This window comes from Streptomyces sp. NPDC008086 (genome assembly GCF_042957325.1).
In the GTDB taxonomy this organism is placed as follows: Bacteria; Actinomycetota; Actinomycetes; order Streptomycetales; family Streptomycetaceae; genus Streptomyces.
Genome location: NZ_JBIBIA010000010.1, coordinates 443392 through 462528, shown reverse-complemented (window position 1 = coordinate 462528; position 19137 = coordinate 443392). Strand labels below are relative to the sequence as shown.

Below are 19137 nucleotides of genomic sequence, written 5' to 3'. Positions count from 1 at the left end.
GCGGAGAACCCGCCGAAGAAGTACCAGGACATCTACCCCATCGCCTTCGACGCCGACATGGACGGCCTCATCACCGAGACGCTGCGCGTGCTGCGGCACTGGATGAGCCACGGGGTGCGGATCTTCCGCGTCGACAACCCCCACACCAAGCCGGTCGTGTTCTGGCAGCGGGTCATCGCGGACATCAACCGCACCGACCCCGACGTGATCTTCCTGGCCGAGGCGTTCACCCGCCCCGCGATGATGCACACCCTGGCCCAGACCGGCTTCCAGCAGTCGTACACCTACTTCACCTGGCGCAACACCAAGCGGGAACTCACCGAGTACCTCACCGAACTCTCCGGCGAGGCCGCCTCCTACATGCGGCCGAACTTCTTCGCCAACACCCCCGACATCCTGCACGAGTTCCTCCAGCAGGGCGGCCGCCCCGCCTTCGAACTGCGCGCCGTGCTCGCCGCCACCCTCTCCCCCGCCTGGGGCATCTACAGCGGCTACGAACTGTGCGAGAACACCCCCCTGCGCAAGGGCAGCGAGGAGTACCTCCACTCCGAGAAGTACCAGCTACGCCCCCGCGACTGGGCCGCCGCCGAACGCGAGGGCCGCACCATCACCCCCCTGATCACCCAGCTCAACGCCGTCCGACGGGCGAACCCGGCGCTGCGGCAGCTGCGTGACCTGCACTTCCATCACGCCGACAAGGAAGCGGTGATCGCGTACTCGAAGCGAAGCGGTTCGAACACGGTTCTGGTGGTCGTCAACCTCGACCCCCACCACACCCAGGAGGCCACCGTCTCGTTGGACATGCCGCAACTCGGCCTGGACTGGCACGAGTCGGTGCCGGTGCGCGACGAGCTCACCGGCGAGACCTATCACTGGGGCAGGGCGAACTACGTGCGTCTCGAACCGGGCACTCGTCCCGCGCACATCCTCACCGTCCTGCGACCGTCCACCCCGCAGATCGGAGGGTCACCCACAAAATGATCGTCAACGAGCCCGTTCAGGACACCTTCGAGGACACGCCTGCCAAGGATCGTGACCCGGATTGGTTCAAGCGCGCCGTCTTCTACGAGGTCCTGGTCCGCTCCTTCCAGGACTCCAACGGCGACGGTGTCGGCGACCTCAAGGGGCTGACCGCAAAACTCGACTACCTGCAATGGCTCGGCGTCGACTGCCTGTGGCTGCCGCCTTTCTTCAAGTCGCCACTCAGGGACGGCGGTTACGACGTCTCCGACTACACGTCCGTGCTGCCCGAGTTCGGCGACCTGGCCGACTTCGTGGACTTCGTGGACTCGGCCCACCAGCGCGGTATGCGGGTCATCATCGACTTCGTCATGAACCACACCAGCGACCAGCACCCGTGGTTCCAGGAATCGCGCAAGGACCCGGACGGCCCGTACGGCGACTACTACGTCTGGGCCGACGACGACAAGGCGTACAACGACGCCCGGATCATCTTCGTCGACACCGAGGCCTCCAACTGGACCTTCGACCCGGTCCGCAAGCAGTACTTCTTCCACCGCTTCTTCTCCCACCAGCCGGACCTGAACTACGAGAACCCGACGGTGCAGGAGGAGATCCTCTCGGCGCTGAAGTTCTGGCTGGACCTGGGAATCGACGGATTCCGGCTGGACGCGGTGCCCTATCTCTACGCGGAGGAGGGCACGAACTGCGAGAACCTCCCGGCGACGCACGAATTCCTGAAGCGGGTACGGAAGGAGATCGACGCCCAGTACCCGGACACGGTGCTGCTGGCGGAGGCCAACCAGTGGCCGGAGGACGTCGTCGACTACTTCGGCGACTACCAGAGCGGTGGCGACGAATGCCACATGGCCTTCCACTTCCCGGTCATGCCCCGCATCTTCATGGCCGTACGGCGGGAATCCCGCTACCCGGTCTCGGAGATCCTCGCCAAGACGCCGGCCATCCCCTCCGGCTGCCAGTGGGGCATCTTCCTGCGCAACCACGACGAGCTGACCCTCGAAATGGTCACCGACGAAGAGCGCGACTACATGTACGCGGAGTACGCCAAGGACCCGCGGATGCGCGCCAACATCGGCATCCGGCGCCGACTGGCCCCGCTGCTCGACAACGACCGCAACCAGATCGAGCTGTTCACCGCCCTGCTGCTGTCGCTGCCCGGCTCGCCGATCCTCTACTACGGCGACGAGATCGGCATGGGCGACAACATCTGGCTCGGCGACCGCGACGCCGTCCGCACGCCCATGCAGTGGACCCCGGACCGCAACGCCGGCTTCTCGTCGAGCGACCCCGGGCGGCTGTTCCTGCCCACGATCATGGACCCGGTCTACGGCTACCAGGTGACGAACGTCGAGGCGTCCATGTCCTCGCCGTCCTCTCTCCTGCACTGGACGCGCCGCATGATCGAGATCCGGAAACAGAACCCGGCCTTCGGGCTCGGTTCCTACACCGAACTCCAGTCGTCGAATCCGGCCGTGATCGCCTTCCTGCGGGAATACGAGGACGATCTCGTGCTGTGCGTGAACAACTTCTCCCGGTTCGCGCAACCGACGGAACTGGATCTCCGCAGGTTCAACGGTCGGCATCCGGTCGAACTGTCCGGCGGGGTGCGATTCCCGGCCATCGGTGAACTGCCGTACTTGCTGACGCTCGGCGGGCACGGCTTCTACTGGTTCCGGCTGCGCAAGGACGCCGTCTGAGAGCCCGGGCGGGGCGGTTTCCTCCGCCCCGCCCGGGGCACGCATCAGTAACCACCCCGACCGGCACGGGGAAAGGACGTGACGCCATGTCGAAAGCCGTCACCCGCACCCTCACGACCTCACCAGGTCTCCTCGCCTCGCTGGATCCCCTGCTGCGGGAGTGGCTGCCACGGCAGCGCTGGTTCGCGGGCAAGGGACGTCCGGTCACCGGGTTCTCGCTGGTGGCGGCCACCGAGCTGCTGCCGCCCGGCGGCAAGCTGGGCCTGTACCACCTGCTCGTGCGCGCACACCAGGCCCTCGTGCCGGTGCCGGGCGCACCCGAGCAGCCCGCGGACTGCTACCAGCTGCTCATAGGGGACCGCGAGGCGCTGCCGCCGCGGCTGGCGCCCGCCCTGATCGGTCACGTGGCGAAGGGCCCGCTCGCCGGACGCACGGTGTACGACGCCCTGTACGACACCCGCCCCACCGAGCTGCTCCTGGAGGCGCTGCGCACCGGGGCCCGGATCGGCGGTCTGCGCTTCGAACACGACGCGGGCCAGGACATCCGGTCCGGTCTGGTGCCGCGCCTGGTCACCTCCGAGCAGTCCAACTCGTCGGTCGTCTACGGCGATACGTTCATCCTGAAGCTGTTGCGCCGGGTCGTGCCCGGCGTCAATCCCGACCTGGAGCTGCCGCTGGCGCTGGCCCGGGAGGGCTGCCACCGGGTGCCCGCGCCGACGGCGTGGATCGGCGCGGAGCTGGCGGGCGAGTCGTACGTCCTCGGTGTGCTCCAGCCGTTCGTGCAGGGCGCCGCGGACGGCTGGGAGCTGGCGCTGCGCGAACTGGCCAAGGGCGAGGACTTCGCGACGGCGGCCCGAGCGCTCGGGCGCGCGACCGCCGAGGTGCACACCGCGCTGGCCCGCACCCTGCCGACCGTCACGCTCGGGCACACGCAGGTGCGGCACCTGGTCGACGGCATGGTCGAGCGACTGGAGGCGGCCGCGCAGGCGGTGCCCGCGCTGCGGCCGTACGCGCCCGGCCTGCGCTCGGCCTTCGCGGCGCTGGCCGACCTGGCCGCCGAGGGGTGCACCTGGACCGCCCAGCGCATCCACGGCGACCTGCACCTCGGGCAGTGCCTGCGTTCGCCGGCCGGTCAGTGGTGGCTGATCGACTTCGAGGGCGAGCCGTCGAAGCCGCTGGCCGAACGGCGGATGCCGCAGCCGCCGGTGCGGGACGTCGCGGGCATGCTGCGTTCCTTCGACTACGCGGCCCACTCGGCCGACCCGCCGATACCCGGCTGGGCCGACACCTGCCGGGCCGCCTACTGCTCCGGGTACGCGCAGGTCAGCGGCGTCGATCCACGGACCGATCCGGTGCTGCTGCGCGCGTACGAGACCGACAAGGCGATCTACGAGGTCGTCTACGAGGCCCGTCACCGCCCCGACTGGCTCCCGGTGCCGCTCTCCGCCATAAGCCGCCTCGCCGCGGACACCGGCACGCCCTCTTCCTCCACTCCCCTCTTCCCACCTTCGCCTAGGAGGCCCCGCCCGTGACCCCCCGCACCACTACCTCCAGCGGTTCGGCATCGAAGAAGACGGCCGAGAAGCCGGCCGAGCAGTCGACGGAACAGCAGGCCGAGCGGACGAGCGTCGCGAAGAAGGCGGCGACGAAGACGGCGGCGAAGACGGTGAAAGCCGCAGAGAAGGCCGCGGAGGCCATGAAGAAGGGGACGGCGAAGAAGACGGCCAAAAAGGCCGGCGCGGCGAAGAAGACGGCCGCGAAGAAGGCTCCGGCGAAGAAGGCCGCCGCCAAGAAGACCGTGGCGAAGAAGGCCGTGGCGAAGAAGACGGCCGCGAAGACGACCACGGCCAAGACGACGGCGAAGAGCACCGCCCCGAAGAAGGCCGCCGCCAAGAAGATCCCCGCGCAGAAGGCCACCGCGGCCAAGAGGATCCCGGCGCAGAAGGCGGCCCCCGTCGCGCCCTCGGCTCCCGTGGACGTCGCCGTCTCCCCCGCCCTCGACGCCGCCGACCGCGACCGTCTCCTCACCGGCACCCACCACGACCCGCACTCCGTGCTGGGCGCCCACCCGGTGCCCGGCGGTGTCGCCTTCCGCGCGTTGCGGCCGTACGCCCTGTCGGTCACCGTGGTCGCCGGGACGCTGCGGGCCGAACTGCACGACGACGGGGAGGGGTTCTTCTCGGGCCTGCTGCCCCTGCGGGAGGTCCCGGCCGGCTACCGGCTCCTCGTGGCGTACGAGGGTTCGGTGCAGGAGACCGAGGACGCGTACCGTTTCCTGCCTTCGCTGGGCGAGCTGGACCTGCATCTGATCGGTGAGGGACGGCACGAGGAGCTGTGGCGGGCGCTGGGCGCGGAGCCGATGACGCACCAGGGCGTGACCGGCACCCGCTTCACGGTGTGGGCGCCGAACGCCCGGGGCGTGTCCCTGGCGGGCACCTTCAACTTCTGGGACGGCACGGGCTATCCGATGCGCTCGCTCGGCGGCACCGGTGTCTGGGAGCTGTTCGTGCCGGAGATCGGTGAGGGCGAGCTGTACAAGTTCGAGATCACCCGGCCCGACGGTTCGAAGACGCTGCGCGCGGATCCGCTGGCCCGCCGGACGGAGGCCCCGCCCAACACGTCGTCGATCGTGTACGCCTCGGGGCACGAGTGGGGCGACGCGGAGTGGCTGGCGCGGCGCGGGGCGCTGCCGCCGCACGAGGCGCCGTTCTCGGTGTACGAGGTCCACCTGGCGTCGTGGCGCCCGGGGCTGACGTACCGCCAACTGGCCGAACAGCTCCCCGCGTACGTCAAGGACCTGGGCTTCACCCACGTCGAGCTGATGCCGGTCGCCGAGCACCCCTTCGGCGGCTCCTGGGGCTACCAGGTCACCGGCTTCTACGCGCCCACGGCCCGCCTCGGCACGCCGGACGACTTCAAGTACCTGGTGGACGCCCTCCACCAGGCCGGCATCGGTGTCCTGATGGACTGGGTGCCGGCGCACTTCCCGCGTGACGACTGGGCGCTGGCCGAGTTCGACGGGCGTCCGCTGTACGAGCACGAGGATCCGCTGCGGTCCGCGCACCCCGACTGGGGGACGCTGGAGTTCGACTTCGGGCGACGGGAGGTGCGCAACTTCCTGGTGGCCAACGCCCTGTACTGGTGCGAGGAGTTCCACATCGACGGGCTGCGGGTGGACGCGGTGGCCTCCATGCTCTACCTGGACTACTCGCGTGAGCCGGGGCAGTGGGTGCCGAACGAGCACGGCGGGCGGGAGAACCTGGACGCGGTGGCGTTCCTCCAGGAGATGAACGCCACGGTGTACCGCAGGGTGCCGGGGGTCGTGACGATCGCGGAGGAGTCGACGGCCTGGGACGGCGTGACGCGGCCCACGCATGTGTCCGGTCCCGGCGGCTTCGGGGGGCTCGGTTTCGGGCTGAAGTGGAACATGGGCTGGATGCACGACTCGCTGGAGTACATGGCCAAGGAGCCGGTGCATCGCAAGTACCACCACGACGAGATGACGTTCTCGATGGTGTACGCCTACAGCGAGAACTACGTCCTGCCCATCTCCCACGACGAGGTGGTCCACGGCAAGCGGTCGCTGGTGTCGAAGATGCCGGGTGACTGGTGGCAGCAGCGGGCCAACCACCGGGCGTATCTGGGCTACATGTGGGCGCATCCCGGCAAGCAGCTGCTCTTCATGGGGCAGGAGTTCGCGCAGGGTGCGGAGTGGTCGGAGGCGCACGGGCCGGACTGGTGGCTGCTGGATCCGGCGTACGGGGCGGAGCCCGACCACCGGGGCGTGCGGGACCTGGTCCGCGATCTCAACACGGTGTACGGGCAGACGCCGGCGCTGTGGCAGCGGGACACGGACGCGTCCGGGTTCCAGTGGGTGGTGGGGGACGCCGCCGACGACAACGTGTTCGCCTTTCTGCGCTTCGACGCGGAGGGGGCTCCGCTGCTGGCGGTGTCGAACCTGTCGCCGGTCGTCCGGCAGGACTACCGGCTCGGCGTGCCGGACGACGTCCCCGCCTGGTACGAGACGTTGAACACCGACGCGGGGCGCTACGGCGGCAGCGACGTCACCAACCCGGACCCGGTCAAGCCGGAGCCCCAGGGGTGGCACGGCCGCCCGGCGAGCATCCGGCTGACGCTGCCGCCGCTGGCGACGGTGTGGCTGCGGCCGGCCTAGCCTTCTTCGCCCCGCCGCCCCTACCCGTCCCCATCCTTCTGGGGCTCCGCCCCAGACCCCGCTCCTCAAACGCCGGAGGGGCTGGATCTTTGGGACGGGACGGGTAAGGGCGGCGGGGGCGGATTCCGTTCTAGTCGGTGACCAGTGCCGTCGGCAGCCGACCGGTGTGCAGGACCCCCAACCGCTGCGTAGCCCGAGTCAGCGCCACATACAGGTCACTCGTGTCGTACAGCCCCGGCTCCACCACCAGCACCGAGTCGAACTCCAGCCCCTTCGACTGCCGCGGGTCAAGGAGCACGACGGTCCGCGTGAGGTCGGGCTCCGCCCCCGCCGTCACCCCGTCCAACACCGCCGCCAGCTTCCGGTGCAGATGGCGTGGAGCGATGACCGCGAGCCGCCCCTCGGCGGGCATGAGTTCCCCGACCGCCTTCGCCGTCGCGCCCGGCAGATCGTCGGTCGCGCGCACCCAGGGCCGTACCCCCGTCGACCGCACCGAACTCGGTGGCTCGAACTCCGGGTTCTCGGCCCGTACGACCGCCGCCGCCAGCTCCATGATCTCGGCCGGGGTGCGGTAGTTGACGCCGAGTCGCGTGTGCTCCCAGCGGTCCTGGACGTAGGGCTCCAGGATCCCCGCCCAGGAACCGACACCCGCCGCCTCCGCGGTCTGCGCCGGGTCGCCGACCAGCGTCATCGAACGGGTCGGGCTGCGCCGCATGAGCAGCCGCCAGGCCATCGGCGACAACTCCTGCGCCTCGTCGACGATGATGTGCCCGAACGCCCAGGTCCGGTCGGCCGCCGCGCGCTCGGCGGCGCTGCGGTGGTCGTCCTCCTCATGGCGTTCGGCGAACCGCTCGGCGTCGATGATGTCGTGCGCGGACAGGACCTCGGAGTCCTCCTCGTCCTTGTCCTCGAACTCGTAGGTGCGCGAGGCGTACGAGACGTCCAGCACGCCCTGCGCGTAGGCGACCTGCGTCTCGCGCTCCCGCTCGGCCAGCGCCCGCTTCACCCGGTCGTCCTCGCCGAGCAGTTCCGCCGCCTCGTCGAGCAGCGGTACGTCCGCCACCGTCCACTCCCGTGTCACGGGCCGGCGGATGGCGGCCGCGTCCTCGTCGGGGAGGTAGCCGACGGGATCGGCGAGGAAGTCGGCGACCAGGCGCTGCGGGGTCAGGCGCGGCCACAGCTGGTCGATGGCCGCCCACACCTCGGGGTTCTCGGCGATCTCGTCCCGGATCTGGGTGATGTCGCTCGCGTCGAGGAGGCTGCCGCCGTCGTACGGGTCGGTGCCGACGCGCTCTGCGTACAGTTCGGTGAGGGTGTTGAGGATGTGCCCCTCGAAGTGCTCCCGGGCCACGTTGTGCTGGAGCTTGGCGTCCCGGGTGCGCTCGCGGGCGACCCGCACCAGGTCGTCGTCGAGCATGAGGACCTCGCGGTCGTGCTCGATCGCGATCACCGGATCGGGCAGCGCCTGCCAGTCCCGTACGACCTCGGCGAGCACGTCCGCCATGTCGGCCCGGCCCTTCACCGCCGCGGCCGCCCGCGTGTCGGTCGCCGTCGCCCGCACACCGGGGAACAGCTCGCCGACCGTGGCCAGCAGCACGCCCGTCTCGCCGAGCGAGGGCAGGACCTCGCCGATGTAGCCGAGGAAGGCGGGGTTGGGGCCGACGATCAGGACCGCGCGCTTGGCGAGCAGTTCGCGGTACTCGTAGAGCAGGTACGCGGCGCGGTGCAGGGCGACGGCCGTCTTGCCGGTGCCGGGGCCGCCCTCCACGACCAGCACGCCACGATGGGGCGCGCGGATGATCTCGTCCTGCTCGGCCTGGATGGTCTGGACGATGTCGTGCATCCGGCCGGTGCGCGCGGCGTCGAGCGCGGCGAGCAGGACCGCGTCGCCGGTCGGGTCCTCGTGGCCGGTCCGCTGCTCGTCGCCCAGGTCGAGGATCTCGTCGTGCAGGGCCGTGACGGTACGGCCGCTGGTGGTGATGTGCCGCCTGCGTCGCAGCCCCATCGGGGTGTGGCCGGTGGCCAGGTAGAAGGGGCGGGCGACGTCGGCCCGCCAGTCGATGAGGATCGGCGTGCGCTCGGCGTCGTCGGTGCGCAGGCCGATCCGGCCGATGCGGTGGCTGACACCCGAGGCCAGGTCGATCCGGCCGAAGCACAGCGATCCGTCCACGGCGTTCAGCGCGGCGAGCAGCCCCGAGCGCTCGGCGACCAGGATGTCCCGCTCCAGCCGGGCCTGCATGGGCGTGTTGCCCTGGGCGAGCGCGTCCGTGACGGAGCCCTCGGTGTCGCCGCGCAACGCGTCCACGCGCGCGTACAGGCCGTCGATGAATTCCTGCTCAATCCGCATTTCACCGTCTTGAAATTCGGTGTTTGACAATTCCGCTCCCGGCCGGATATACTGTGCTCACTGAACTTCTTTGCGACCCGATATATGCGAAGTCGCGAACCATTAAATATACGCAAAGAAATCCCCCGAGCGCAATTGCTCGGGGGATTTCTTCGTTCCGGACGGGATCAGGCAGGCGTCAGAGGACGTCCGACAGCTCCTCCAGCAGCCGCCTCTTCGGGCGGGCGCCCACCATGGACTTCACCGGCTCGCCGCCCCGGAACACCATGAACGTCGGCATGGACAGCACCTTGTACGCGTTCGTGGTCTCGGGGTTGTGGTCCACGTCCAGCTGGACCACCTTCAGCCGGCCCCCGGTCTCTCCGGCGACAGCCGTCAGCACCGGCCCCATCTGCCGGCACGGCGGACACCAGTCGGCGGTGAACTCCACCAGCACCGGCAGTTCCGCCCCGATCACCTCCGCCTCGAAGTCCGCGTCCGTCACCTCGGCCACACCGGCTGCCTTGATCACAGCTCCTGCCCTCCCAGTTCGCACATCGGTGGTTCCCCTTCGGCCATCGACAGCCGCAGGCCGATCTTGGCCCGCACGGCCTGCAACTCGCCGATCAGCGCGTCGAGCTCGTCCAGCTTGCGCCGGTAGACCGCGAGCGAGGCGGGACACGAGTCGCCCTCCGGGTGCCCGGCACGCAGGCACTCCACGAACGGCCGGGTCTCCTCGAGGTCGAACCCGAAGTCCTGCAACGTCCTGATCTGCCGCAGCAGCTTCAGGTCGTCCTCGTCGTAGCGCCGATAGCCGTTGCCGCTGCGCCGCGCGGGCAGCAGCCCGCGCGACTCGTAGTAGCGCAACGTGCGCGTCGTGGTCCCGGCCCGTGCGGCCAGCTCGCCGATTCGCATGCGTACGAACGTAATCCTTGACGCCGACGTCAGGGCAACAGCCGTTCGCCGTCGACGGGCGCCGGCCTCCCTGGGCGCCGTACGCACTGGTCGGCGGCCTTGACCAACGCGGGCGTGACCAGAGCCGCCGCCACCTTCCACACCGGATCCGGCACCAGCGCCACGGCAACCCCGACAGCCAGCAGGGGACCGGCCACCCGGGCGAGCCGGGCGCTCCTGCCCGGGACCGTGGGCGCCTGTGCGTCCAGGTACCCGCCGGTCAGCACCGCGAGTTCGGCGACGACCAGGACGAGGGCCACAGTGAGGTCCATGAGCCGGCTCCGCTCAGTCCCCGGCGGAGCTGCAGTCCCAGTGCCCCGCCGCCCTGTTCACGGCGACGCGCGGAGCGAGGTCCGTGCCGCCTCCGGGCGGGTTGGCGACCCATTTGCAGCCGAAGTCCTTCATGAAGTGCTCCAGGGTGTAGTTGTGGTACTTCGCCTGGATCTTCTTGAGGCGCGCGATGCCCGCCGGGGTGGCGTTGAACGCCCTGCTGTACTCCTTGGTGTCCTTCACCAGGCAGCCGGCGGAGACGATCGCTCCCACCCAGCCCGCGCCCTTGGACGCGATGGTCTTCCCCAGCGAGCCGACGCTGACACCGGTCGCCAGCAGTGAACCGCACACTCCGCTGATGCTCTTGTAGTCACGCCCCGCGCCCGGATGGCTCGCCGTGGCCGCCTGGGCCGGAGCCACGCCCGCGGTGAGGAACACCGCACCGGCGGCCGTGCCGATCAACGTCTTACGCAAGGTGTCCATGGGTTCCCCCGGACTCTCTCGTGCTGGACGGGCACCCGCTCCCGGTCTCGGAACGGGCCCCGGTCCCACCACCTGGCGGCGGGACCGGCAGCGTCCGCTGCCCTGCCCGTGGAGAGGGGCGGAAGATCCATCCGGGTTGGGCAAGGGCAGGCAACGGAACGTAATCATCCGGTAATGCCGTCAGGCGTACGGCAGTTGCTGCTGCCGTACGCCTGAGTGGGGACCAGCGAGGTGACCGGGCGGCTGAGCGACGGGGGAGCATCCCAGCCGCCCGGAGCTTGTGCGTCCGTGGCCGCACGCCCGGCCCCGGTTCAGGCGGGGCCGGGCGTGCGGAGCAGATGGTTCCGGAGCGGGCCGGAGCTCACGCCCGGGCGAGCTCCTTGTCGCCGTCCTGTTCCGGCGCCTCGGCGGCCGGAGCGCCGCCGTGGCCGTCGTCCAGGAGGGTCTTCTCGTCGAACGGGATCCGGCCGGCGAGCACCTCGTCGACCCTGCCCCTGTCGATCTCCTTGGTCCAGGTTCCGATCAGGACCGTGGCGACGGCGTTGCCCGCGAAGTTCGTCAGCGCGCGGGCCTCGCTCATGAAGCGGTCGATGCCGACGATGAGGCCGATGCCGTCCACCAGGGCGGGCTTGTGCGACTGCAGGCCACCGGCCAGCGTGGCCAGACCCGCGCCGGTGACACCGGCGGCGCCCTTGGAGGCGACCAGCAGGAAGAGCAGCAGCGGGATCTGCTCACCGACCGACATCGGCGTACCCATGGCGTCGGCGATGAACAGGGACGCCATGGTCATGTAGATCATGGTGCCGTCGAGGTTGAAGGAGTAACCGGTCGGGACGGTGATGCCGACGACGGGCTTGCTGACACCCAGGTGCTCCATCTTCGCGATGAGGCGCGGCAGCGCCGACTCGGAGGAGGAGGTCGACAGGATCAGCAGGAACTCACGGCCCAGGTACTTGAGGAACGTGAAGATGTTGAGTCCGGCGACGAGCCGCAGCAGGGCGCCGAGCACGATGAAGACGAAGAGGAAGCAGGTGACGTAGAAGCCGAGCATCAGGATCGCGAGCTTCTTGAGCGCGTCGACACCGGCGGAACCCGTGACGGCGGCGATGGCACCGAAGGCGCCGACCGGCGCGGCCCACATCACCATGGCGAGGATGCGGAAGACGAGGCGCTGGATGTGCTGCACACCACGCAGGATCGGCTCCCCCGTCGAGCCCATGGCCTGCAGCGCGAAGCCGGCGAACAGCGCGACGACCAGAGTCTGCAGGACCGACTCCGAGGTGAAGGCGGAGACCATCGTGGTCGGGATGAGGCTGAGCAGGAACTCGGTGGTGTCCTTGGCCTCGGCGTTGACCTGCTCGTGACCGGCGTCCTTGATGGCGTCGGTGATGTGCAGGCCCGTGCCGGGCTCCAGGATGTTGCCGACGACGAGACCGATGGCGAGCGCGACCAGCGACATCGCGAGGAAGTAGACCAGCGCGATACCGCCGACCTTGCCGACCTTCGCGGCCTTCCGTACCGAGCCGATGCCCAGCACGATCGTGCAGAAGATGATCGGCGAGATCATCATCTTGATCAGGTTCACGAAGCCCGTGCCGATGGGCTTCAGCTCGACCGCGAAGTCGGGCGCGACCAGGCCCACGGTGATGCCGAGGGCCACCGCGATGATCACCGCGATGTAGAGGTAGTGCGTGCGATCCCGTTTGGCGACGGGTGCGGCGGGTGCCTTCTCGGGGGAACTGGCGGCGGCCACGGCTGCCCTCCTTGACGTCTTCGTCGGTATCACCGGCGTGCGGCTCACGTCCGGGGGTGTGGGGGTCTCGCTGACCGACCGTCGCGCCCCGGGGGACGGGGGCGTCGCACTCCAGCGATGCGGTGACTATCTCCCGCCGTGTGAGGGCGGTCACCCTTCCGTTCATTTAGTTCACAATCGGCCATGGAGGCAGACTGACGACATGCGCATCCCCGTCCGGATCCCCCGACCCCGCAGCCTGGCCGGCCAGCTGTTCGCCATGCAGGCCGTGCTGATAGCGGTGCTCGTCGCCGGGTACGCGGTGTTCACGTACGTCAGTGACCGCGGGCAGGCCGAGGAGGCGGCGAGGCGGCAGGCCATGGCGGTGGCGCAGGCGATCGCCGACGCGCCGTCCGTGCGGGAGGCGATCCGTACCGACGATCCGACGGCCGAGCTCCAGCCGTACGCGCTGCGGGTCCAGCGGGACGCCGAGGTCGACTTCGTCACGATCATGAGCCCCACGGGCATCCGCTGGACGCACCCCGACCAGCAGCAGATCGGCCAGCACTTCCGCGGGCACACCGCGCGCGCCCTGCGGGGCGAACCCTTCACGGAGACGTACACCGGCACGCTCGGTCCGTCGGTGCGGGCGGTCGTACCGATCTACGACGGGGGCGAGGAGCCGGCGCACATCGTGGGGCTGGTCAGCGCGGGCATCCGGGTCGAGGAGATCAGCAAGCGGGTGCAGGACCAGCTGACGGCCCTGCTCGGCGTGGCGGCGGGGGCGCTCGCGCTCGGTGCGGTGGGCACGTACGTCATCAATGCCCGCCTACGCCGGCACACCCACGGCATGAACGCGGCCGAGCTGAGCCATATGCACGACTACCACCAGGCCGCGCTGCACGCGGTACGCGAGGGGCTGCTGATGCTGGACGGACAGTACCGTGTGGCGCTGATCAATGACGGTGGGCGCGAGCTGCTGGGCGTGGACGGTGATGTCGTGGGACGGTCGGTCGCGGAACTCGGTCTGCCCGCCCCGCTGACCGGGGCGCTGCTGGCCTCCGAGCCGAGGGTGGACGAGGTGCATCTGGCCGCGGAACGGGTCCTGGTCGTGAACACGTCGCCGGTGTCCGGCGGTGAGCGGCGCGGCACGGTGGTGACCCTGCGGGACGTGACCGAACTCCAGTCCCTGATGGGTGAGTTGGACTCCGAACGGGGCTTCACCCAGGCGCTTCGGTCACAGGCGCACGAGGCGGCGAACCGGCTCCACACCGTCGTCTCGCTGATCGAACTCGGACGCGCCGAGGAGGCGGTGGAGTTCGCGACCGCCGAACTGGAACTCGCGCAGGCCCTCACGGACCAGGTCGTCGCGGCGGTGAGCGAGCCGGTACTGGCCGCGCTGCTGCTGGGGAAGACGGCCCAGGCCAACGAGCGGGGCGTCGAACTCGTCGTCTCGGACGACAGCCGCCTCGACGACGGCCTGCTGCCACCGTCACTGCCCGCCCGCGACCTCGTCACCATCCTCGGCAACCTGATCGACAACGCCGTCGACGCGGCGCAGGGAAGCGTGGGGGCACGGGTGACGGTGACGGCTTACGCCGAGGGCGGCCAGGGCGGCGAACTGGTACTCCGGGTCTCCGACACCGGCACCGGCGTGGACCCCGCGCTCGCCGAGACGGTGTTCCAACGCGGCTTCTCCACGAAGCCGGCCGGTCCGGGGGGCCGCGGCCTGGGCCTGGCCCTCGTCCGCCAGGCCGCGATCCGGCACCAGGGCGTGTTGTCGGTGGCGGAGGCGGAAGGGGGCGGGGCGGTGTTCGAAGTGCGGTTGCCACTGGTGGAGGGGGCCGCCTCCAAGGCCGGTGCGGTCTCGACTCAAGGCCCGGGACCGGTGGAGGGGGCCGCCGCCGAGAGCGCGGTCGTTTCGAGAGGTGACGTATGACGGCGGCGGACGGACAGGCGATTCGGGTCCTGGTCGTGGAGGACGACCCGGTGGCGGCGGACGCGCACATGATGTACGTCGGGCGGGTGCCCGGCTTCGTCGCGGTCGGCAAGGCGCACACGGGAGCGGAGGCGCGGCGCGCGCTGGAGCGGACGCCGGTCGATCTGCTCCTGCTGGACCTGCACCTGCCGGATGTGCACGGGCTGCAACTGGCCCGTTCGCTGCGCGCCGCCGGGCATCACGCGGACGTGATCGCGGTGACGTCCGCCCGGGATCTGGCCGTGGTGCGGGAGGGGGTGTCGCTGGGGGTCGTGCAGTACGTCCTGAAGCCCTTTACGTTCGCCACGCTTCGGGACCGGTTGGTCCGGTACGCCGAGTTCCACGCGGCGGTGGGCGAGGCGAGCGGGCAGGACGAGGTGGACCGGGCGCTGGCGGCGCTGCGGGCGCCAGGGCCGGCGGCGCTGCCGAAAGGGTTGAGCGGGCCGACGTTGGAGCGGGTGACGGGGGCTGTGCGGGAGGCCGAGGAGGGGCTAACTGCGGCGGGGGTGGCCGAGGCCGTGGGGATTTCTCGGATTACGGCTCGGCGGTATCTGGAGCATCTGGTGGAGGCGGGGAGGGCTGAGCGGGCGCCGGTTTATGGGCAGGTGGGGCGGCCGGAGTTGGTTTATCGGTGGGTTCGGGGGGTGGCGGAGCGGGGGCGTTAGGGGGTGGTTTGGCCGTTGTTGAGTAACGCCGCCACCAGCCCCGCCCGCTCGGAGTCCAGCCACGCCAGCGCCTGCCCCGGTCCGCGAACCGCTCCGGCTCCGCCCTCCCCGGCAACCAGCGCAACCGGTCACCGGCCGCACTCGCCCACCGGTAAGAGAACGCCGGCACCCGCTCCCGCGCCAGTTCCCGCGCCATCCGGCGCCCGGCGTCCCCGCCCGCGCCTTCGGCCAGGGCCGCCGGCAACGCCGCTCTCATGTGGTCGTTCCGTCCCCCGCTCCCTGCCCCACCGGCCCGCGCGGAACCGTAGGTCAACGGCACGGCGTCAGGCGGGAGTTCGCGCCGGTCTCGCGTACAGCACGACCTGCACTCCGAGGCCGGCCACCGCGAGCGCCTCCAGCACCGACAGCGTGACGAGCAGTCCACCGCCCTCGCCGTCGGCCCAGAACACCACCAGCGCGGCCAGCGGCACCGCGCAGAACGCCGTCAGGTCCACCACGCTCTGGATGGCCTTCCGGGACCTGCGGCGGGCGTCGCTCCGGTGGGCCCTCTCCCAGCCGAAGGCCGCGAAGTCGCCGTCGGGCCGGGCGAGTTGGGCCAGGCGAGGGCCCAGCTCGTCCCGCACGTACCGCCCGATCGCCGAGATCTTCTCGTCGTTGACCAGGTACGTCCACCCGAGGACGACACACACGGGCGGCAGCGCGAGCAGCATGGACGCCTGCTTGGCCTGCGCCGCCGCGGCGATGACGGCGGCCACGACGGCCAGAGTCACGTACAGCAGGTTGTCGCGGAACCCGATGCGCGCCTTCTGCTCGTCCTTGACACTCTGGTACTCGGCGAGCAGCAACTGCCCGACGGTGACGTCCTGTTCCGGCACTCGATTCCCTTCCCCCGGCTGTACGTTATGAGTGTGCCGGAGACTCAGCCCGCTGTTCTCGTCCTGACCGCGCTCCCTGTCGAATACGCCGCGATACGCGCGCACGTCGAGAAGCGGCAAGAGCTGGTGCACCCTGACGGGACCCGGGTCGAACGGGGCCGACTCCCCGACTCCGCCTGGCATGTCGCCATCGCCGAGCTGGGCATGGGCGCCGAGCGGGCCGCCGCTCTCACCACACAGCTCATCAACTGGCTGCACCCCGAGGCCGTGTTCTTCATCGGGGTCGCCGGCAGCCTCAAGGACGACGTCGGGATCGGCGACGTCGTCGTCGGTACGCAGGTCTACGAGATCCACGGCGGCAAGCAGACACCCGAGGGTTTCCTGGTCCGGCCGAAGGCCCTGCCGGGCTCGCACGCACTCGAACAGGCGGCCCGTTCCGCCGTGCGGGACATGCCCGGCGTACGGGCGCACTTCATGCCGATCGCCACGGGGGACGTGGTCCTGGCGGATGCCGAGTCCGAGATCGCCGCGTTCCTCCGCCGGAGCTACAACGACGCCGGCGCGATCGAGATGGAGGGCTCCGGTGCGCTGCGGGCGGCCCACCTGAACGGCCAGTTGGACGCTCTCGTGATCCGGGGCATCAGCGACCACGCCGATGCCGGGAAGCACAGGGCCGACGCCTCGGGATCCCAGGAGCGGGCAGCCCAGCAGGCCGCCAGGGTCGCGGTCGCCGTCCTGCGGAAGCAGCGGCCGCGTGGAAGCTCCTCCGACTCCGAGGAGGGCCCCCATCCCGACCGCGCGGGCGGCGGAATCACCTACGGCGGCGATCACATCGACCTCCGGGGCGGCACCTTCCACGGGCCCGTCACCGGCAAGATCGTCGGGCGACACCCGGAGTAGCCGGGACGGGGCGACGACGGCCGGCGTTGAGGGCACAGCCCCGCAGCGCGGCGGCGATCGGCATCACCAAGGCGCCGGCTCGGGTGGCCCGGGTGGAGGAGGCGATCGACGCCCACGCCCGCGACCTCGACCTGTGTCAGGCCGTCGGGGACCGCCACGGCAAGGCCACGGCGTGGAACAACCTCGGCGTCGCCCTGCGGGAAGCGGGGCGGGTGGAGGAGGCGATCGACGCGCACACCCGCGACCTCGACCTGTGCCAGGCCGTCGGGGACCGCCACGGCAAGGCCACGGCGTGGAACAACCTCGGCGTCGCCCTGCGGGAGGCGGGCCGGGTGGAGGAGGCCATCGATGCGTACGTCAAGGCCTTGGCGGTCCACCGGGCATTCGAGGACTGGTACCGCGCCGGCCAGACCATCGGAAACCTCGCCCTGGCACACGAGGACGCCGACCGCCCCGCCGACGCCCACACTCATTGGCTCCAGGCCGCCGAAGCCTACATCCGCGCCAACGCCCCCACCGAAGCCACCGAACTCGACGAGACCGACACCTGACCCGCAAAACCTCCAGCCCTCCCTCCAGCCCCCTCTTCCAGCGGAATCCCCCGCACATCCATTGACCTGACTAGACCACTCAACCTACGTTCACCGGGCAGCCGTCCCCGCGCCACAACGAAGTGCGCCCGCAGGAGGTCATGCCCGTGCGCCCCACCGCCCGCCCCGCCCTCCCCACGCTCCTCGCCCTCACCCTCGCCGCCGCAGGCACCCTCACCGCATGCGGTGGCGGTTCCGGCAGTGATCCGGACACCATCAAGGTCTCCTTCAAGCAGTCCACGGACAACTCCATCAAGGTGATGGACACCTACCTCGCGGACATCAAGAAGCAGTTCGAGAAGGCGAACCCCGGCAAGAAGGTCGAGTTCGTGCCGATCAAGGCCCCGGACTCGGAGTACTACACCAAGCTCCAGCAGATGATGCGCTCCCCCAAGACCGCTCCCGACCTGGTCTACGAGGACACCTTCCTCATCAACTCGGACATCACCAGCGGGTACTTGAAGCCCCTCGATCCGTATCTCGCCAAGTGGAAGGACTGGGGACAGTTCATCGACACGGCGAAGGCGGCGGCCAAGGGTGAGGACGGGAAGACGTACGGCGTGCCGGACGGGACCGACACCCGGGGGCTGTGGTTCAGCAAGGACATCTTCAGGAAGGCCGGGCTGCCCGCCGACTGGCAGCCGAGGACCTGGAACGAGGTGCTGGACGCCGCCCGCACCGTCAAGGAGAAGGTCCCGGGCGTCATCCCGCTCAACGTGTACACGGGCAAGCCGGTCGGCGAGGCCGCCACCATGCAGACGTTCGAGATGCTGCTCTACGGCACGGGCACGGGCGTGAGCACCGGCAGCTCGGACCCCCTGTACGACAAGTCCGCCAAGAAGTGGATCGCGGGCAGTCAGGGCTTCAAGGACGCCCTCTCCTTCGTCGAGACCGTCTACAAGGAGAAGCTCGGGCCTGAGGTCTCCGACGCCCTCGACCCCAACGTCATGACCCGGGTCCGCGGCGAGTGGCTCCCGCAGGGCAAGCTCGCCATCGCCCTCGACGGCTCCTGGCTCCCACAGGACTGGCTGCCCGGCAGCGGCCACGAGTGGCCTCAGTGGTCGGACGAGCTCGGCCTCGCCGCCATGCCGACGCAGAACGGCCAGGCTCCCGGGAAGGTGAGCATGTCCGGCGGTTGGACCTGGTCCATTCCCGCCAAGGCAGGGAACCCCGACCTCGCCTTCGAGTTCATCAAGACGATGCAGACCAAGGCGAACGCCCAGAAGTGGTACGTCGCCAACTCCGGCATCGCGGTCCGCGAGGACGTCGCCGCCGACCCGGCGTACATCGATGCCCAGCCCGGCATCAAGTTCTTCACGGACCTGGTCGCCAGCACCCACTACCGCCCGGCCTATCCGGCGTACCCGAAGGTCTCCACGGCCGTCCAGGAGGCGATGGAGGGCGTGACGACGGGTGACATGTCGGTGGAGGAGGCGGCGAAGGGCTACGACGAGGAGCTGAAGTCGGCGGCGGACGGCCAGGTGATCGAGAAGTGAGCGCTGCCGGGACGGG

The 19137-nt window shown here is 70.1% G+C and carries 15 protein-coding genes and 1 pseudogene; 9 read left to right on the top strand and 7 right to left on the bottom strand.

Features of this window, described 5'->3' with window-relative positions:
* From ACFZBP_RS34595 to glgB, 4 genes and pseudogenes are all read left to right on the top strand, one after another.
* Positions 1–981 (top strand): annotated as a pseudogene (locus ACFZBP_RS34595) (alpha-1,4-glucan--maltose-1-phosphate maltosyltransferase); the annotation flags it as partial.
* Complete coding sequence (gene treS, locus ACFZBP_RS34590) at positions 978–2678, top strand: maltose alpha-D-glucosyltransferase (RefSeq protein ID WP_383460047.1); 1701 nt, start codon at positions 978–980, stop codon at positions 2676–2678. The pseudogene ACFZBP_RS34595 and the gene treS, both read left to right, overlap by 4 nt.
* An 86-nt stretch (positions 2679–2764) precedes the next feature.
* A complete protein-coding gene (locus ACFZBP_RS34585) occupies positions 2765–4210 on the top strand; it encodes a maltokinase (protein WP_391419071.1) in 1446 nt (481 codons plus the stop codon).
* Positions 4207–6852: a 1,4-alpha-glucan branching enzyme gene (gene glgB / locus ACFZBP_RS34580; RefSeq protein WP_391419069.1), complete on the top strand. Its 2646-nt coding sequence runs from the start codon at positions 4207–4209 to the stop codon at positions 6850–6852. The genes ACFZBP_RS34585 and glgB overlap by 4 nt, the downstream gene beginning before the upstream one ends.
* A gap of 130 nt (positions 6853–6982) precedes the next feature.
* Here glgB and ACFZBP_RS34575 read toward each other — a convergent pair whose 3' ends face one another.
* The 6 genes from ACFZBP_RS34575 to ACFZBP_RS34550 all read right to left on the bottom strand — a co-directional run bounded on the left by ACFZBP_RS34575 (position 6983) and on the right by ACFZBP_RS34550 (position 12638).
* Positions 6983–9199, bottom strand: coding sequence for a HelD family protein (locus tag ACFZBP_RS34575; protein WP_391419067.1), 2217 nt, complete (start codon positions 9197–9199; stop codon positions 6983–6985).
* Positions 9200–9377: 178 nt separating this feature from the next.
* On the bottom strand, positions 9378–9710 hold the full coding sequence (locus ACFZBP_RS34570) for a thioredoxin domain-containing protein (RefSeq protein ID WP_391419065.1): 333 nt from the start codon (positions 9708–9710) through the stop codon (positions 9378–9380).
* Positions 9707–10093, bottom strand: a complete 387-nt coding sequence (locus ACFZBP_RS34565; RefSeq protein ID WP_383460030.1) for a MerR family transcriptional regulator — start codon at positions 10091–10093, stop codon at positions 9707–9709. Before ACFZBP_RS34565 ends, ACFZBP_RS34570 begins: the two co-directional genes overlap by 4 nt.
* A 29-nt stretch (positions 10094–10122) precedes the next feature.
* Positions 10123–10404 carry a hypothetical protein gene (locus ACFZBP_RS34560; RefSeq protein WP_383460027.1) on the bottom strand — a complete coding sequence of 94 codons (282 nt, stop codon included), beginning with the start codon at positions 10402–10404 and terminating at the stop codon, positions 10123–10125.
* A 13-nt stretch (positions 10405–10417) separates the two neighbouring features.
* On the bottom strand, positions 10418–10885 hold the full coding sequence (locus tag ACFZBP_RS34555; protein ID WP_391419062.1) for a hypothetical protein: 468 nt from the start codon (positions 10883–10885) through the stop codon (positions 10418–10420).
* Positions 10886–11246: 361 nt separating this feature from the next.
* Positions 11247–12638, bottom strand: coding sequence for a cation:dicarboxylate symporter family transporter (locus tag ACFZBP_RS34550; protein ID WP_383460022.1), 1392 nt, complete (start codon positions 12636–12638; stop codon positions 11247–11249).
* A 202-nt stretch (positions 12639–12840) separates the two neighbouring features.
* Here ACFZBP_RS34550 and ACFZBP_RS34545 point away from each other — a divergent pair, with 202 nt between their 5' ends.
* A complete protein-coding gene (locus tag ACFZBP_RS34545) occupies positions 12841–14556 on the top strand; it encodes an ATP-binding protein (RefSeq protein ID WP_391419059.1) in 1716 nt (571 codons plus the stop codon).
* Positions 14553–15260: a response regulator gene (locus ACFZBP_RS34540; protein ID WP_383460016.1), complete on the top strand. Its 708-nt coding sequence runs from the start codon at positions 14553–14555 to the stop codon at positions 15258–15260. The genes ACFZBP_RS34545 and ACFZBP_RS34540 overlap by 4 nt, the downstream gene beginning before the upstream one ends.
* Positions 15261–15583: 323 nt before the next feature.
* Here ACFZBP_RS34540 and ACFZBP_RS34535 read toward each other — a convergent pair whose 3' ends face one another.
* On the bottom strand, positions 15584–16135 hold the full coding sequence (locus ACFZBP_RS34535) for a hypothetical protein (protein WP_383460014.1): 552 nt from the start codon (positions 16133–16135) through the stop codon (positions 15584–15586).
* A gap of 27 nt (positions 16136–16162) precedes the next feature.
* Between ACFZBP_RS34535 and ACFZBP_RS34530 the strand changes: the two genes are divergently transcribed.
* From ACFZBP_RS34530 to ACFZBP_RS34520, 3 genes are all read left to right on the top strand, one after another.
* A complete protein-coding gene (locus tag ACFZBP_RS34530) occupies positions 16163–17035 on the top strand; it encodes a 5'-methylthioadenosine/S-adenosylhomocysteine nucleosidase (RefSeq protein WP_391419056.1) in 873 nt (290 codons plus the stop codon).
* 26 nt (positions 17036–17061) lie between these two features.
* Positions 17062–17586: a tetratricopeptide repeat protein gene (locus ACFZBP_RS34525; protein ID WP_391419054.1), complete on the top strand. Its 525-nt coding sequence runs from the start codon at positions 17062–17064 to the stop codon at positions 17584–17586.
* A 140-nt stretch (positions 17587–17726) separates the two neighbouring features.
* The gene (locus tag ACFZBP_RS34520) at positions 17727–19121 is read left to right on the top strand and encodes an extracellular solute-binding protein (protein WP_391419052.1); all 1395 of its coding nucleotides are present in this window, start codon (positions 17727–17729) and stop codon (positions 19119–19121) included.
* Positions 19122–19137 lie beyond the last annotated feature (16 nt).